At 55.3% G+C, this 15,329-nt stretch carries 15 protein-coding genes and 1 other RNA gene; 6 read left to right on the forward strand and 10 right to left on the reverse strand.

Annotated elements, in window-relative coordinates; translation table 11 throughout:
• The 5 genes from WM95_RS22585 to WM95_RS22605 all read left to right on the forward strand — a co-directional run bounded on the left by WM95_RS22585 (position 1) and on the right by WM95_RS22605 (position 2,868).
• Entirely contained in the window at positions 1-399 is a 399-nt protein-coding gene (locus WM95_RS22585; protein WP_014885329.1) for a phage holin family protein, read from the forward strand.
• On the forward strand, positions 396-692 hold the full coding sequence (locus tag WM95_RS22590) for a YqjK-like family protein (protein ID WP_014885330.1): 297 nt from the start codon (positions 396-398) through the stop codon (positions 690-692). The genes WM95_RS22585 and WM95_RS22590 overlap by 4 nt, the downstream gene beginning before the upstream one ends.
• Before the next feature lie 252 nt (positions 693-944).
• Positions 945-1,337 (forward strand): DoxX family protein, encoded by a 393-nt coding sequence (locus WM95_RS22595; protein ID WP_023309292.1) that lies wholly within the window; start codon positions 945-947, stop codon positions 1,335-1,337.
• A 71-nt stretch (positions 1,338-1,408) separates the two neighbouring features.
• Entirely contained in the window at positions 1,409-2,395 is a 987-nt protein-coding gene (locus WM95_RS22600) for a glutathione S-transferase family protein (protein WP_059446162.1), read from the forward strand.
• Between the two features lie 107 nt (positions 2,396-2,502).
• Complete coding sequence (locus WM95_RS22605) at positions 2,503-2,868, forward strand: DUF805 domain-containing protein (protein ID WP_023309294.1); 366 nt, start codon at positions 2,503-2,505, stop codon at positions 2,866-2,868.
• Between the two features lie 40 nt (positions 2,869-2,908).
• On the opposite strand, the gene yhaJ is transcribed toward WM95_RS22605, so the two are convergent.
• On the reverse strand, positions 2,909-3,811 hold the full coding sequence (yhaJ, locus tag WM95_RS22610) for a DNA-binding transcriptional regulator YhaJ (protein ID WP_008503135.1): 903 nt from the start codon (positions 3,809-3,811) through the stop codon (positions 2,909-2,911).
• Between the two features lie 104 nt (positions 3,812-3,915).
• Between yhaJ and WM95_RS22615 the strand changes: the two genes are divergently transcribed.
• Positions 3,916-4,617, forward strand: a complete 702-nt coding sequence (locus tag WM95_RS22615; protein ID WP_063409596.1) for a pirin family protein — start codon at positions 3,916-3,918, stop codon at positions 4,615-4,617.
• A 90-nt stretch (positions 4,618-4,707) separates the two neighbouring features.
• Here the strand turns inward: WM95_RS22615 and WM95_RS22620 are convergent, their stop codons facing one another.
• The 9 genes from WM95_RS22620 to garL all read right to left on the reverse strand — a co-directional run bounded on the left by WM95_RS22620 (position 4,708) and on the right by garL (position 14,966).
• Positions 4,708-5,118 (reverse strand): Spy/CpxP family protein refolding chaperone, encoded by a 411-nt coding sequence (locus tag WM95_RS22620; protein WP_023309296.1) that lies wholly within the window; start codon positions 5,116-5,118, stop codon positions 4,708-4,710.
• Between the two features lie 152 nt (positions 5,119-5,270).
• Positions 5,271-7,565 carry a formate C-acetyltransferase gene (gene pflB / locus WM95_RS22625; protein WP_023309297.1) on the reverse strand — a complete coding sequence of 765 codons (2,295 nt, stop codon included), beginning with the start codon at positions 7,563-7,565 and terminating at the stop codon, positions 5,271-5,273.
• A 15-nt stretch (positions 7,566-7,580) separates the two neighbouring features.
• Positions 7,581-8,789, reverse strand: coding sequence for a propionate kinase (gene tdcD / locus WM95_RS22630; protein ID WP_063409601.1), 1,209 nt, complete (start codon positions 8,787-8,789; stop codon positions 7,581-7,583).
• A 30-nt stretch (positions 8,790-8,819) separates the two neighbouring features.
• Complete coding sequence (gene tdcC / locus WM95_RS22635; protein ID WP_023344972.1) at positions 8,820-10,151, reverse strand: threonine/serine transporter TdcC; 1,332 nt, start codon at positions 10,149-10,151, stop codon at positions 8,820-8,822.
• 9 nt (positions 10,152-10,160) lie between these two features.
• Positions 10,161-11,150, reverse strand: a complete 990-nt coding sequence (tdcB, locus tag WM95_RS22640; protein ID WP_063409602.1) for a bifunctional threonine ammonia-lyase/L-serine ammonia-lyase TdcB — start codon at positions 11,148-11,150, stop codon at positions 10,161-10,163.
• A 100-nt stretch (positions 11,151-11,250) separates the two neighbouring features.
• On the reverse strand, positions 11,251-12,171 hold the full coding sequence (gene tdcA / locus WM95_RS22645; RefSeq protein WP_008501504.1) for a transcriptional regulator TdcA: 921 nt from the start codon (positions 12,169-12,171) through the stop codon (positions 11,251-11,253).
• A 676-nt stretch (positions 12,172-12,847) separates the two neighbouring features.
• Positions 12,848-13,224, reverse strand: an RNA gene (gene rnpB, locus WM95_RS22650) — RNase P RNA component class A.
• 59 nt (positions 13,225-13,283) lie between these two features.
• A complete protein-coding gene (garR, locus tag WM95_RS22655; RefSeq protein WP_023309302.1) occupies positions 13,284-14,174 on the reverse strand; it encodes a 2-hydroxy-3-oxopropionate reductase in 891 nt (296 codons plus the stop codon).
• 21 nt (positions 14,175-14,195) lie between these two features.
• Positions 14,196-14,966: a 2-dehydro-3-deoxyglucarate aldolase gene (gene garL / locus WM95_RS22660; RefSeq protein WP_023309303.1), complete on the reverse strand. Its 771-nt coding sequence runs from the start codon at positions 14,964-14,966 to the stop codon at positions 14,196-14,198.
• Positions 14,967-15,329 lie beyond the last annotated feature (363 nt).

Raw genomic sequence — 15,329 nt, forward strand, 5'->3', positions numbered from 1 at the left:
ATGGAAGATCCTCGTCACGCACAAGGGCCTGCTAACAACGTCCTCGGCATCGGCCAGCGTATTTTAACGACGCTGGTCGGGATTGCCGAAACGCGCGTCCGGCTGGCAGTGGTCGAGCTGGAAGAGGAGAAAGCGAACCTCTTCCAGATGCTGCTGATGCTCGGGCTGACCATGCTCTTCGCCGCATTTGGTCTGATGAGCCTGATGGTGTTAATCATCTGGGCCATCGATCCGCAGTATCGTCTTAACGCGATGATTGCCACCACCGTCGTTCTGCTGGTCGCCGCGTTGATAGGCGGTATCTGGACGCTGCGTAAAGCGCGCAAGTCCACTTTCCTGCGCCATACGCGTCAGGAGCTGGCGAACGATCGCGCTCTGCTGGAGGATGACAAGCCGTGAGCGATAAAGCGGAACGTCAGAAGCGAAAAGCGTACCTGTTAAGTCAGATCCAGCAGCAACGGCTGGATCTGTCTGCCAGCCGCCGCGACTGGATTGACGCGACGCGACGGTTTGACCGCGGCTGGAACACCTTCCTGAGCCTGCGCTCATGGGCGCTGGTCGGCAGCAGCGTGATGGCTATCTGGACGGTTCGTCATCCAAATATGCTCATCCGCTGGGCACGTCGTGGATTCGGCGCCTGGAGCGCCTGGCGTCTGGTGAAAGCCACTTTGCGGCAGCAGCAGCTGCGGTGATAAAAGCAAAACGGTAACCCAGGTTACCGTTTTTTGTTTTTGCGCCCTCTCCCCGTGAGAGAGGGATGGGGTGAGGGCACCAGCGCGCATGCCCCTTACTCAATATCTTTGAAGAAGATTGACAGTTTTCCTTGCTAACAATTACCACCCGCCCCGTTTATTATCCTCTCCATCGACAGCAGCGCCGCGGTATCTACGCGGAATTGCAGACAAATAATGTTCAGCCGCTCATGTGGTTTCCTGGAGAGTAAAATGAAAAAATTAGAAGATGTTGGTGTACTGGTCGCGCGTATTCTGATGCCAATTCTGTTCATCGTGGCAGGTTGGGGAAAAATCACCGGTTATGCGGGCACCCAGCAGTATATGGAAGCCATGGGCGTTCCGGGGTTCCTGCTGCCGCTGACCATTCTTCTTGAGTTCGGCGGCGGCCTGGCGGTACTGTTCGGCTTCCTGACCCGTACCACCGCGCTGTTTACCGCAGGCTTCACCGTGCTGACAGCGTTCATCTTCCACAGCAACTTTGCGGAAGGCGTGAACTCTCTGATGTTCATGAAAAACCTGACCATCGCGGGTGGCTTCCTGCTGCTGGCCGTCACCGGCCCGGGTGCATACAGCATCGACCGCGTTCTGAATAAGAAATGGTAAGCACGCTATACTGAATAAACACAAAGCGAGGAGACATCTCCTCGCTTTTGCTATCTGACGGAGGAGAAAAAATGGGACAACTCGTAGACGGCGTATGGCAGGATGTCTGGTATGACACCAAATCCACCGGAGGTCGCTTCAAGCGCTCAGTTTCGGCCTTCCGTAACTGGCTGACCGCCGACGGCGCGCCAGGCCCGAGCGGCGAAGGCGGCTTCGAGGCTGAGAAAGACCGTTATCATCTTTATGTTTCGCTTGCCTGCCCGTGGGCACACCGCACGCTGATTGTGCGCAAGCTTAAAGGTCTCGAATCCTTAATCCCGGTTTCGGTCGTGAACCCGCTGATGCTGGAAAACGGCTGGACGTTTGACAGTGATTTCCCCGCGGCGACCGGCGACGATCTTTACCACCACGATTTCCTTTACCAGCTCTATCTGCGCGCCGATCCTCACTACACCGGGCGCGTTACCGTGCCGGTGCTGTGGGACAAGAAAAACCAGACGATTGTCAGCAATGAGTCTGCGGAAATCATCCGCATGTTCAATACCGCCTTTGACGCGCACGGCGCCCGTGCCGGAGATTACTATCCGGCTGAGCTGCGTGAGAAAATTGACGAGCTGAACAGCTGGATTTACGACAACGTCAACAACGGTGTCTACAAGGCCGGTTTCGCCACCAGCCAGGAAGCGTATGACGAAGCGGTCGGAAAGGTGTTTGAATCACTTGAGCGTCTGGAGCAGATCCTGGGCCAGCATCGCTACCTGACGGGCGATCGCCTGACGGAAGCGGACATTCGCCTGTGGACCACGCTGGTTCGCTTCGATCCGGTCTATGTCACCCACTTTAAGTGCGACAAGCACCGCATCAGCGACTACCTGAACCTGTATGGTTTTCTGCGCGACATCTACCAGATGCCGGGTATTGCCGACACGGTCGACTTCGACCATATTCGCACCCACTATTTCCGCAGCCACAAGACCATCAACCCGACGGGTATTATCTCCATCGGCCCGTGGCAGAACCTGGAAGAACCGCACGGGCGCGACGTGCGTTTTGGATAAATGTTAAGGGCATCAATGGATGCCCTTTTTTAATTCACAATCTCCATCTATCCTTACCTCGATCGCTTAGAAAACAAGTGATTGACTGACTAATGAGGCTAGGAAAAATGGACTGGTATTTAAAAGTACTGCGTAACTACATTGGATTTGGTGGCCGTGCCCGCCGCAAAGAGTACTGGATGTTCGTTCTGGTGAACTTCGTCCTGATTATGGTGCTGGGCATCGTGGATAAAATTCTTGGCTGGGAGCGAGCTGGCGGTGAAGGCGTACTGACCACCATTTATGGCCTGTTAGTCCTGCTACCATCGTGGGCGGTACTGTTCCGTCGGCTGCACGACACCGATCGTTCAGCGTGGTGGTTACTGCTGCTGCTGATCCCGCTTGTTGGCTGGATCGTGATTTTGATTTTCAACTGCCAGAGCGGCACGCCGGGCGAGAACCGCTTTGGTCCGGATCCGAAGCTCGACGCATAAATAATGGCCCGGTGGCGCACAGCGATCCGGGCCTATATCCTTATTTATTGTGGTGGGCAAAAAGCTTCGGAATTTCGCGTAGACACCAGGATTTGGCTTCGCCCATGCTGTCGCGGCGCCACGCCATAATGATATCCACTTCGCTGGTGTATTCCGGGCTAACAACGCGCAGTCGCCCTTCCGCAATATCTTTCTCCACAAACGGGTACGGCATCGTCGCCACGCCCAGACCGGCCAGCAGCGCCTGCCGTTTGTCTTCCAGCGAGGTCACCGTCAGGCGAGGCTGCTTATCCAGCAGCTGCACCGTCAGCACCGGACGCTCACGCGCGGTATCCGCTACCGCCACGCCGCGATACTTCACGCGCGTCACTTCAGAGAGCGGCTCCGGCTCCTGGTGAATCGGGTGATTGGGTGCGGCAACATAGACGTTCATCACGCTGTAGAGCTTGCGCGAGTTGATTTCCGATGAGGAACGGAAGTGCATGTCCGGCGCAATCACAATATCCGCCCTGCCCGTCTCCAGACGTTCCCACGCGCCTGCCAGCACCTCGGTGATGATTGACAGCTGCGTATTGGCCTTCGCCGCCAGGCGGTCCACCAGCGGGAACAGCGCTTCAGTCGGCACCAGCGCTTCGGTAACTAACGTCAGATGGGTTTCCCAGCCGCGCGCCAGCGCTTCGGCGTCCGTCGTGAGCTTGTCCGCCGCTTCCAGCAGCACGCGGCCGCGCTCCAGCAGCATTCGCCCCACGTTGGTGAATTTTGTTCGATGACCGGAGCGGTCAAACAGCACCACGTCCAGCTCTTCCTCCAGCTTCTGCATGGTGTAGCTTAGCGCAGACGGAACGCGCCCCAGCTCATCTGCCGCCGCCGCAAAACTGCCGCGCCGGTCAATCGCGTCCATGACGCGAAGCGCCTCAAGCGTCAATGCTCTCTCTTTAGCCATCTCGTTCTCATTCAGGAAATTTGAACATACCGGGCAGAATATCTGGCTAACAATGCAGCGTCCATACCTTTACCATTGTTTTAGTGTAAAGAGAGGTCAAGTTTATGATTACGACAAGAACAGCTAAACAGTGCGGACAAGCCGATTTCGGTTGGATGCAGGCCCGCTACACCTTTTCCTTTGGACACTACTTTGACCCTAAACTCCTCGGTTACGCTTCACTGCGCGTGTTGAATCAGGAAGTGCTCGCCCCGGGCGCCTCCTTCCAGCCGCGTACGTACCCGAAAGTCGATATCCTGAACCTGATCCTGGAAGGCGAGGCAGAATACCGCGATAGCGAGGGCAATCATGTCCAGGCAAAGGCTGGCGAAGCGTTGTTAATTTCCACGCAGCCGGGCATCAGCTACAGCGAGCATAACCTCAGCAAAGATAAAACGCTGACCCGTATGCAGCTGTGGCTGGACGCCTGCCCCGAGCGGGAAAATCCGCTGGTGCAGAAGTTAGATTTAACGGGCGATAAGCAGCAGCTGATTGCATCGCCGGACGGCAGTAAAGGTAGCCTGCAGCTGCGCCAGCAGGTGTGGCTGCACCATATCGAACTGAAGAAAGGTGAACAGGCGAGCTTCCAGCTTCATGGTCCGCGCGCCTATTTACAGTCTATTCACGGTACGGTACATGCGGTGACGCACACGGAAGAGAAAGAAGCGCTCACCTGCGGCGACGGGGCGTTTATTCGTGATGAAGCGAATATCACCCTGGTGGCGGATACGCCGCTTCGCGCGCTGCTGATTGATTTGCCGGTTTAGAAAATACTCACACCCTAACCCTCTCCCAATGGGAGAGGGAACCGATCGAGCCACGGCAGAATCATCCGGCGCTGTTCACGACGTACGAAATCACTCTGCCAGCGCGTTAGCCATATCGGTTCTAATCTGCTTACGCTGTTCCGGCGTCAACACCTGGCTGACGTCGAAGTAATATTTCACGCGGTAATAGCGGGTCTGCTCTTCAATTTTGCTAAAGGCAGCAAGCTGGCTTTTCACCGTGCTTTCGTCCCATTTACCCGCCTGGAACATGTCGATCAGCGCGCCGTCCTTCACTCCCGTCATCGGGATCTTGCTGACATTTTGTTCCAGCTGCTTATGCAGATCTTCAATCTTCTTAACCTGCTCATTGCTGAGCTTCAGGTGCTGTACCAGCGGATCCTGCGAGGGAGACGGGGCAGCCTCAACGTTCGCGGCCTGTACCGTAAAACTGCACACTGCCAGCGAGGCGGCGACCAGCGCAATACGGGTCATTTTCATCATCTTACTGTCCTTACATGCTGTGATAGGGAAAAGCAGGCGTATTGTTTTTCAAGAGCGGATGAATATGTGTGAGTAATTATATAAACAATTTTGTATGTTCAGCGGGCAAAAAAATGCCCCCAGGGTTGAGGGGGCATGAGACCTGAATGTCGTCAGATTGATTGCGTAAACGTCCTCGAAATCACATCCTGCTGCTGCTCGCGCGTCAGCGCATTAAAACGCACCGCATAGCCTGAAACGCGGATCGTCAGGTTCGGGTAATTCTCGGGATGCGCAATGGCATCGAGGAGCATTTCCCGGTTCATGACGTTGACGTTCAGATGCTGCCCGCCCTCAATGGACGCTTCGTGATGGAAGTACCCGTCCAGCAGCCCCACCAGGTTGGTTTTGCGCACCAGCTCGTCCTTGCCCAGCGCCTGCGGCACGATGGAGAAGGTGTAGGAGATCCCATCTTTCGCATAGGTGAACGGCAGCTTGGCCACCGACGTTAGCGAGGCTACCGCCCCTTTTCTGTCGCGTCCGTGCATCGGATTCGCGCCTGGCGCAAACGGCGTGCCGCCGCGGCGTCCGTCCGGCGTGTTCCCGGTCTTCTGGCCGTATACCACGTTGGAGGTGATGGTCAGGATCGACTGGGTTGGCACCGCGTTGCGGTAGGTTGGCAGCGCCTGAATTTTCTTCATAAAGCGCTCCACCAGGTCGCAGGCGATGCTGTCCACGCGGTCGTCGTTGTTGCCGTACTGCGGATAGTCCCCTTCAATCACAAAATCGACCGCCAGTCCGGTATGGTCGCGCACCGGCTTCACCGTGGCGTATTTAATGGCCGACAGGGAATCCGCGGCCACCGACAGCCCGGCAATGCCGCAGGCCATGGTGCGATAGACGTCGCGGTCATGCAGCGCCATCAGCGAGGCTTCGTAGCTGTACTTATCATGCATGTAGTGAATGAGGTTCAGGGCGCTGATGTACTGCACCGCCAGCCAGTCCATAAAGTGATCGAGGCTCGCCATCACGGTGTCGTAATCCAGCACGTCGTCCAGCAGCGGCTCGGTTTTCGGGCCGACCTGGATCTTCAGCTTCTCGTCCACCCCGCCGTTGATCGCGTACAGCAGCGTTTTGGCGAGGTTGGCGCGCGCGCCAAAGAACTGCATCTGCTTGCCGATCACCATCGGGCTGACGCAGCAGGCAATGGCGTAGTCGTCGCTGTTGAAGTCCGCACGCATCAGATCGTCGTTCTCATACTGCAGCGAAGAGGTGACGATCGACACCTGAGCGGCGTATTTCTTGAACGCGATCGGCAGTTGTTCAGACCAGAGGATCGTCAGGTTCGGCTCCGGCGCAGGCCCCATGGTGTGCAGGGTATGAAGATAGCGGAAGCTATTTTTGGTCACCAGCGTGCGCCCGTCCAGCCCCATGCCGCCGATCACTTCCGTCGCCCAGATCGGATCGCCGGAGAAGAGCGTGTCGAACTCCGGCGTGCGCAGGAAGCGCACCATGCGGATCTTCATGATGAAGTGGTCGATCAGCTCCTGCGCCTGGACTTCATTCAGGCGCCCCGCCTGCATGTCGCGTTCAATGTAGATATCGAGGAACGAGGCCGTGCGCCCCAGCGACATCGCCCCGCCGTTCTGGGATTTCACCGCTGCAAGGTAGGCAAAATAGACCCACTGCACCGCTTCCTGGGCGTTCATCGCCGGACGTGAAATATCAAAGCCATAGTTCGCCGCCATCTGCTGGATCTGCAGCAGCGCGCGCCTGTGCTCCGCCAGCTCTTCACGCAGGCGGATCGTCGCCTCCAGATCTTCGCCGCGCTCCAGCCTGCCCTGCAGATCGGCAAACTGAAGTTCGCGCTCGCGCACCAGATAAGCGATCCCGTACAGCGCCACGCGGCGATAGTCACCGATGATGCGTCCGCGCCCGTAGCCGTCCGGCAGACCGGTCAGCACGCCGGATTTACGGCAGCGCATCATCTCCGGGGAGTAGACGTCAAACACGCCCTGGTTGTGGGTTTTGCGCAGGTCGGTAAACAGGTATTCGAACTGCGGATCCATCTCCCGGCCATAGGCTTCGAACGAGCTGCGGATCATGTTGATCCCGCCATACGGATGCAGCGCGCGCTTGAGCGGCTTATCGGTTTGCAGGCCGACGATCGTCTCCAGATCCTGGTCGATATAGCCCGGCCCGTGGGCCGTAATGGTGGTGGCAATGTTGGTGTCAAAATCCACCGGGGCGTGGGTGGCATTCTCCTGGCGAATGCCGACCATTACCTTCTGCCACAGCGCCGTCGTTGCTGGCGTCGCCTGCGCGAGGAAAGCTTCATCGCCTTCATAAGGGGTGTAGTTATGCTGAATAAAATCGCGGACGTTGACGGCGTTTTTCCATTCTTCACCGCGAAACCCGGCCCATGCGTCGCTGTAGGGCGCGACGCCCGTATCGATTGTTACTTTCATGTGTTTCTCGCTTTATCAGGCGTAAGCCGCGGCCGGGGTAACCTTTCCAAGACGGAGGGCGTCCAGCGCGATCATTTTTTCTTCGTTGGTAGGGATAACCGCGCAGGCCACGCGGGACGATTCGGTGGAAATCACGCGCTCTCCCGCGCTCCCCGGCAGGGCATTTTTGTCGTCGTCGAAGATGATGCCGAAGACTTTCAGATGTTCCGCCACCAGCGCGCGGACAAGCTTCGAGTTTTCGCCAATACCGCCGGTAAAGACCACCCCATCCAGGCGGTGCAGCGACGCCGCGTGCCCGGCGATATGCCGCGCAATGCGGTGAACGAAGGTATGGATAGCCAGCTGCGCACGCTCGTTGCCTTCGTGCCAGGCTTTCTCCAGCGCGCGTAAATCGGAGGAGATGCCGGAGATCCCCAGCAGCCCGGACTCTTTATTGACCACGCGCTCCAGATCCTCGAACGACTGGCCGGTCTGCTGGGCAATCCACGCCATCGCGCCGAAGTCCACGTCGCCGCAGCGCGTCCCCATTACCAGCCCTTCCAGCGGCGTCATCCCCATCGAGGTATCGACGCTTTCGCCGTTGCGCACCGCACAGATGGAGGCTCCGTTGCCGAGATGGGCAATCACCAGGCCGCTGTCATCGGGGGACAGCCCGAGAAGCGTATGCGCCTGCGCAGCTACGTAGCGGTGAGAGGTGCCGTGGAAGCCGTAGCGGCGCACGCCCAGCTCTTCAAAATAGCGGTACGGCAATCCGTACAGATACGCCTGCGGCGGCAGCGTCTGGTGGAAGCTGGTATCAAATACCGCCACCTGCTGCACGCCCGGGAACAGACGCTCTGCGGCTTCCACGCCGCTCAGGTTGGCGTAGTTATGCAGTGGCGCCAGCGGGGAAACCTGTCGGATCTGCGCGATCGCCTCTTCCGTGATCAGGGTCGACTCGCTGAAGAGATTTCCCCCGTGCGCAATGCGGTGGCCAATTAATGCCACGCTGCTCATCAGGTTACGCTTCTCCAGCTCCAGGGCGATGGCAGCCAGCGCCCCTTCGTAGTCCTGGTGAGCCAGTCTGGCTGGCTCACCCCCGTTCACGGAAATAAAGGCCTTCTCGGTGTTGATCCCATCTGCAATGCCCGTCATCAGGGCATCGCAGCTGCTGGCGTCGAGCACCGAAAACTTAACAGAGGACGAACCGCAGTTAATTACCAGTACAACCGGAAACTCAATCATCATGTGACTCCGCTCTTCCTGAGCAATGGTTTAGAACAGTTTGTAAACGATATTCAGAATGGTCAGCAGGCCCACAACCGTGACGAAGATGTTCTCGGGTTTGCCCTTATATTTCGCCATGGCTGGCGCTTTGCGGATGGCGTACATCGGCAGCAGGCACAGCAGAGAGGCGATAATTGGCGCGCCCATGGCTTCGATAAGGTCGAGAATATTCGGGTTGGCGTAGGCCACAACCCAGGTGGAGCCCATGATGAACACCATGCTGATGGTGTTCAGCTTGCCAACGGAGACTTTCTTCTTATCGCCCTTGTAGCCGAACTTGAGGATCAGGCCGTTCAGCCCTTCCAGCGTGCCCAGGTAATGACCGAAGAAGGATTTGAAGATAGCGACCAGCGCGATGATGGAGGCACCGTATTCCAGTACCGTCGCGAACGTCGATTTGGTTCCTGACATTGACGCAAAGTGGTTCGCCAGGTAAGAGAGCACCGGAATGTTCTGCGCCTTAGCGTCCGCCATGTTCTGCGGAGAGAGCGTAAACAGGCAGCTAAAGGCGAAGAACATCACCACGGCCACCATCAGCAGGCTGGCGCGACCGATGATTTTGGAACATTTCTGCTCGGTGAATTCTTTACCGAACTCCGGCTCGTACTCTTCGCGCTTGGAAACCACAAACGAGGAGACGATAGGCGAGAAGTTGAAGGAGAAGACCATGATGGAGATACCCAGCCACACCGTGACCAGAATGCCGTCATGACCGGTGAAGGCGATATCGCTCAGGTTGACCTGGTCAATCACCGCCGAGTTCCAGTAAGGGATCAGCGACAGGGAAATCAGCACCAGGCTGGCGATAAACGGGAACACCAGGAAGCTCATGACCTTCACCATCAGGTCTTTACCAAACCAGATAACAAAGGCCATCAGCAGCAGCAGGAACAGCGCCACCACGCCGCGGTTCAGCGCAGGTAGCTGGAGCTGGTTTTCCCAGAAGGTCATAAAGGTGTTGGTAATGGTGACGCCGTAAATCCACAGCAGCGGGCAAATAGCGAAGAAGTAGAGGAAGGTGATCACCACCCCGCCGGTTTTTCCAAAGTGCTCTTCCACCGTTTCGGTGATGTTGCCCGAGACGTTGCTGCCGGAGAGGCACAAACGCGCCAGCGCGCGGTGGCAGTAAAACGCAATCGGGAACGCGAGAACCAGCATTAGCAGGATAGGGATCAATCCACCAAAACCTGCGCGAATGGGGAAGAACAGCACGCCTGCGCCAATGGCGGTACCAAACAGGCCAAGCGTCCAGGTGGTATCAGACTTACGCCAGGAGGACGTTTTTGTCTGGCCAACGATAATGCTTTCTGTGTTGCTCATAGGTCACCTTTATGCGTCAACGAAGCCGGTAATTTGGGAAACACGGGAGAGATCGATATTGCCGCCGGAAATAATGCAGACGGTTTTACGACCCTGAATATAGTGGTCAAGCTTGCCGCTTAATAACGCGGCACAGGCCAGCGCGCCGGCACCTTCCGTCACCACTTTATTACGCTGAATAAGCGCGATCATGCTGTCGCGAATGTTGTCTTCGCTGACCAGCACAATGTCATCAACCAGCTCGCGAACAATTTCGAACGGTAAATTACCGGGACGAGAAACATCACAGCCGTCGGCCAGCGTGCCGGTAACGCGATGGCTCATTATTTCTCCGGCCTGATACGATGCCGCCATGCCGTGAACATTTTCTGACTGCACGCCGATGATATTAATGGTGGGGTTGATGGATTTAATTGCCGTCGCAATCCCGGCAATTAAACCGCCGCCGCCGATAGGCACAATAACGTTATCCACGTCGTATAAATCTTCGAGAATTTCCAGACCGATGGTGCCCTGCCCGGCGATCACTTTGGCATCATCGTATGGCGGAATAAAAATACGCCCTTCCATCTCGACGATTTCGCTGACTTTGGCAATGGTGTCGTTGAAGTTCTCGCCGTGCAGCACAACTTCCGCCGAGTAGTCGCGCGTCGCGGCCACTTTAGACTTCGGCGCGCCCATCGGCATCACCACTTTGCCGTCGATGCCGAGCATCGCGCAGGAGAGGGACACACCCTGCGCGTGGTTCCCTGCGGAGCAGGCGACAACGCCTTTGCGTTTTTCAGCGTCGGTCAGCGAGCTTAATTTGTTAAACGCGCCGCGGATCTTAAACGAGCCGGTACGCTGCATGTTCTCAAACTTCAGGTATATTTCGCCCTTGCAGCGTTCGCTAAGATAATTCGAGCGCGGCATACCGGTTTTATATATTTTTCCTGCCAGTCGTTTTCTGGCGTCCTGAATATCTTCAATCGTTACCGGGAGATCGTAGGTAATATGCATAATATCCTCGTTATAATAATTCATTCTTTTCAGGCAAAGTCAGGGTATCAGAGCGTTACAGAGATAAGCTCTGGGTGTTTTTAAAATAATCACTTATTATTCATCGTCGTCTTTCGATATTCATCGACGAATACTGTTTTGCCAGCTCAACTAATACTGACGCCGATTTTTTAATCCTGTAATTTTTTGACCACACGGCGGCATAACGCGCCACGGGTAATTCATCTTCCACGGGCAGCACAATAAACTGGTCGGAACCGAACGGGGCAATCATGTCGCGGGGAATGACCGTCAGATAATCGGCATTCAGCACGAGGTTATAAATGGTGACGACGGAATCGGTCTGGACGATGTTTTCGATGCTGATGTGGTTGTCTTGCAGAGTAGTCAGAAGTTCTTTGTAGTAGCCCATATCGGTTTGCGGCATCACCCACTGCTCGTGCGTGAGCGATGCCAGTGTCGTCGGGCCGGTGCACGTTCGCGTTTTGCTGGCGACCAGCACAAACTCGGACTCAAACAGCGGTTCGACGTGCAGATCCTGCAGCAGCATTTCATCGCTTAGCGTGCCGATAGCGAAATCCAGACGACCGTCGCGAATGGCCGGAAGGAAAGATGAGAGCTGGGCTTCATACATCGAGACGCGTGCTTTCGGGAACACTTCCTTGAATTTTTTGATCATCTCGGACAGGAAGGTAAAGCCGATCAGCGACGGGTAGCCAAAGGAGACGTCCATGACGGTGCTGAAACTCAGGCTGTTAATCTCACTCACCATGTTTTTCATTTCGCGGGTGATCGACTCTGAGTACGAGAGCAGGACCTGGCCCGCGGCAGTGAGTTTTACGCCGGTGTTTTTACGCACCATCACTTCCACGCCGAAGTAGGACTCAATATCGCTGATGATTTTGCTGACGGCGGGTTGCGTCAGGCCAAGCTGTCTTGCTGCAGAACCTATGGAGCCACTCTTAATGACTTCCTGAAATACCACGAGGTGCTGTGTTTTCGGTAGAATAATAGTGTTCATAATATTCTGCGCTTATTTCCCTATGACGGAGCGGATTCTACCTAATAGTGTTTAAGGGGGTATGTGCTGTCACTCACAATTTGCTTTTCCGCACGCTTCACATGATCAACGAAAACCAAAAAACATATTTATTATCAATAACATGAATAAATACAACAACACCATTACGCTGATATCGATCAATAAAAGCAGTAGTAATAAATTTATTTTATGGCGATAACCTTGATAAATTTCTCAGCGTTAAAAAAATCAATAAAGACGATCTTTCAGGCAATTAAAGACCAATAAATAACCGCTATTTGTTTGAAACATTCTTTCAATTTATTAAATTTTTCCGATGCAAATTTTCAGGTCTGCGGAAAAGAGTGGAATTCGTCACATATTCACGGGAGAAATGTATTTGATTTCAATATATGCATATCAAACGAGAAAAGATTCGCGATCATAAAAGTAACAAACATAACAAATTATCAATACTAAAAATCGTGTGTTTTTTAGCGCGAAATTTTGTGATGGCGATCGTATACAGGTACAGGATCGATACGAAAGGTATAAAAGCAGTGAAATGTGCTTAATGTCGCAAATATGAGAATTGATGTCGTTTGTCCGGCGCTGCGCTTACCCATCCAGCATCACCAGGAAAGCAAAAACCCCGCCGAAGCGGGGTTTTTTAAGAAGTTGAAGCTGACCGATAAGCCGGGTTCTGTCGTGGACAGTCATTCATCTAGGCCAGCAATCGCTCACTGGCTCAAGCAGCCTACCCGGGTTCAGTACGGGCCGTACCATGTGAACCCCTATTTGGCCTTGCTCCGGGTGGAGTTTACCGTGCCACGGACTGTTACCAGCCGCGCGGTGCGCTCTTACCGCACCCTTTCACCCTTACCTGATCCCGCTTGCGCGGGCCATCGGCGGTTTGCTCTCTGTTGCACTGGTCGTGGGTTTCCCCCCCAGGCGTTACCTGGCACCCTGCCCTATGGAGCCCGGACTTTCCTCCCCTCCGCCCGTCTCCCCCGAAAGGGACGACGACGAAGCGGCGACTGTCTGGTCAGCTTCGGCGCGCAGTATAGAGGGTTTGCGCGCCGCTGTCACCCTCAGGTGTGGGCAAGGCGTGATTAACGCGCCACTTCCACCTTCGCCAGTTTTTCGTAGTAGCACGCAATCGCGCTGTGATCGGCCGTGCCCAGGCCATCGGCACGCAGCGCCTGCATCATCTCCATGACCGCCGCGGTCAGCGGCAGCTGTGCGCCCACGCCGTGTGACGTATCCAGCGCGTTCGCCAGATCTTTGATATGCAGGTCGATGCGGAAACCGGGTTTGAAATTACGATCCATGACCATCGGCGCTTTGGCATCCAGCACGGTACTGCCCGCCAGACCACCGCGAATGGCCTGATAGACCAGATCCGGGTTGACGCCCGCTTTGGTTGCCAGCGTCAGCGCTTCGGACATGGCGGCAATGTTCAGCGCCACAATCACCTGGTTTGCCAGCTTGGTCACATTACCCGCCCCGATGTCCCCGGTATGCACCACGGAGCCCGCCATGGCTTTCATCAGGTCGTAGTATCTATCGAAAATGGCTTTATCGCCGCCGACCATCACCGACAGCGTGCCGTCGATCGCTTTCGGCTCACCGCCGCTGACCGGCGCATCCAGCATATCGACGCCCTTCGCTTTTAATGCCTCGCTGATTTCACGGCTCGCGAGCGGTGCGATAGAGCTCATATCGATCAGCACCAGGCCCGGCTTCGCACCGTCGATAATGCCGTTCTCACCCAGCGCAACTTCTTTAACATGCGGTGAGTTTGGCAGCATGGTGATGATGACATCGCACTGCTCGGCAATGGCCTTCGCGGTGGTGGCCGTTTCAGCGCCAGCCGCTATCACCTCTGCCACGGCCTGCGGATTGTGATCGGATACCACCAGCGAGTAACCCGCTTTGATGAGGTTCTTACTCATTGGTTTACCCATAATGCCCAGGCCAATAAAACCCACTTTCAGCGTCATAATCTGTTTCCTCAATGATGGTTATTTTTTAAAAGCGTCGGCTAATTTCTGCGTGGCCGAGCGGAATACGCCGAGGTCGCTGCCGACGGCTACAAACGTGGCTCCCCACTCCAGATAGCGGCGTGCATCAGCCTCAACCGGCGCCAGAATGCCGCACGGTTTGCCGTGAGCTTTAGCGCGGGCAAAGATGTGCTGGATCGCGCGCTGCACGTCAGGGTGGCCGGCGTTACCCAGATGACCAAAGGCGGCAGCCAGATCGCTTGGGCCGACGAAGATCCCGTCCACGCCGTTTGTGGCGGCAATCGCGTCGACGTTATCAACGCCCTGCTGGCTCTCGATCTGAACCAGAATGGTGATGTTGCTATTAGACTGCGCGAAATAGTCCGGCACGGTGCCAAACATATTGGCGCGATGCGAAACGGAAACGCCGCGGATCCCTTCTGGCGGATAGCGCGTTGAGGCTACGGCCAGGGCCGCTTGTTCTTCCGTCTCCACAAACGGGATCAGGAAGTTGTAGAAACCGATATCCAGCAGGCGCTTGATAATCACCGGCTCGTTGGTGGGCACGCGCACTACCGGGGCGCTGGGGCTGCCTTTCAGCGCCATCAGCTGCGGAATAAAGGTGCTGATATCGTTCGGCGCATGTTCGCCGTCCAGCACCAGCCAGTCAAAACCGGCCAGGCCCAGCACTTCGGTGCTGATAGGGTTTGCCAGCGCGGACCAGCAGCCAATCTGAATCTGGTGTGCCGCGAGGGCCGCTTTAAATTTATTCGGGAAGATATCGTTATTCATCGTATTTACCTTTTTAATTCGCAGCCTATATCAGCATCATTTTATTTATTCAGACACCGCACCAGCATTATATTTATTATTCTGACGTATTTTGGCGTTATAAAATCGTCATTCAGTATAAGACGCAATCCACAACCGCACATTGTTTTAATGCTCAAGTATTGCGTTACACTTCGATAAATTTTTTTGCATATGCACAAGGCGCTGGGCGCTAATGCACAGAATCAGGCATTACTGGTTCTGGAGCGATCGCGATCACATTTTCATATCCCCTATGCTGACATGCTTTATTTCTGAAAGCCGCGTATTTATTTCTACCATTTGAAAATTGGCTGAATTTATTATCAGACACTTTGCTGGAGA

This window comes from Enterobacter cloacae complex sp. ECNIH7 (assembly GCF_002208095.1).
Classification (GTDB): domain Bacteria; phylum Pseudomonadota; class Gammaproteobacteria; order Enterobacterales; family Enterobacteriaceae; genus Enterobacter; species Enterobacter cloacae_M.

Bases quoted from the DNA above. Each gene is read 5' to 3' on its own strand.
- garR (WP_023309302.1), bottom strand. From the start codon at position 14,174: ATGACGCTGAAAGTGGGTTTTATTGGCCTGGGCATTATGGGTAAACCA.
- tdcC (WP_023344972.1), bottom strand. From the start codon at position 10,151: ATGAGCAACACAGAAAGCATTATCGTTGGCCAGACAAAAACGTCCTCC.
- WM95_RS22605 (WP_023309294.1), top strand. From the start codon at position 2,503: ATGGACTGGTATTTAAAAGTACTGCGTAACTACATTGGATTTGGTGGC.
- WM95_RS22585 (WP_014885329.1), top strand. From the start codon at position 1: ATGGAAGATCCTCGTCACGCACAAGGGCCTGCTAACAACGTCCTCGGC.
- WM95_RS22615 (WP_063409596.1), top strand. From the start codon at position 3,916: ATGATTACGACAAGAACAGCTAAACAGTGCGGACAAGCCGATTTCGGT.
- tdcB (WP_063409602.1), bottom strand. From the start codon at position 11,150: ATGCATATTACCTACGATCTCCCGGTAACGATTGAAGATATTCAGGAC.
- yhaJ (WP_008503135.1), bottom strand. From the start codon at position 3,811: ATGGCTAAAGAGAGAGCATTGACGCTTGAGGCGCTTCGCGTCATGGAC.
- tdcD (WP_063409601.1), bottom strand. From the start codon at position 8,789: ATGATTGAGTTTCCGGTTGTACTGGTAATTAACTGCGGTTCGTCCTCT.
- WM95_RS22600 (WP_059446162.1), top strand. From the start codon at position 1,409: ATGGGACAACTCGTAGACGGCGTATGGCAGGATGTCTGGTATGACACC.
- tdcA (WP_008501504.1), bottom strand. From the start codon at position 12,171: ATGAACACTATTATTCTACCGAAAACACAGCACCTCGTGGTATTTCAG.
- pflB (WP_023309297.1), bottom strand. From the start codon at position 7,565: ATGAAAGTAACAATCGATACGGGCGTCGCGCCCTACAGCGACGCATGG.
- garL (WP_023309303.1), bottom strand. From the start codon at position 14,966: ATGAATAACGATATCTTCCCGAATAAATTTAAAGCGGCCCTCGCGGCA.
- WM95_RS22620 (WP_023309296.1), bottom strand. From the start codon at position 5,118: ATGATGAAAATGACCCGTATTGCGCTGGTCGCCGCCTCGCTGGCAGTG.
- WM95_RS22595 (WP_023309292.1), top strand. From the start codon at position 945: ATGAAAAAATTAGAAGATGTTGGTGTACTGGTCGCGCGTATTCTGATG.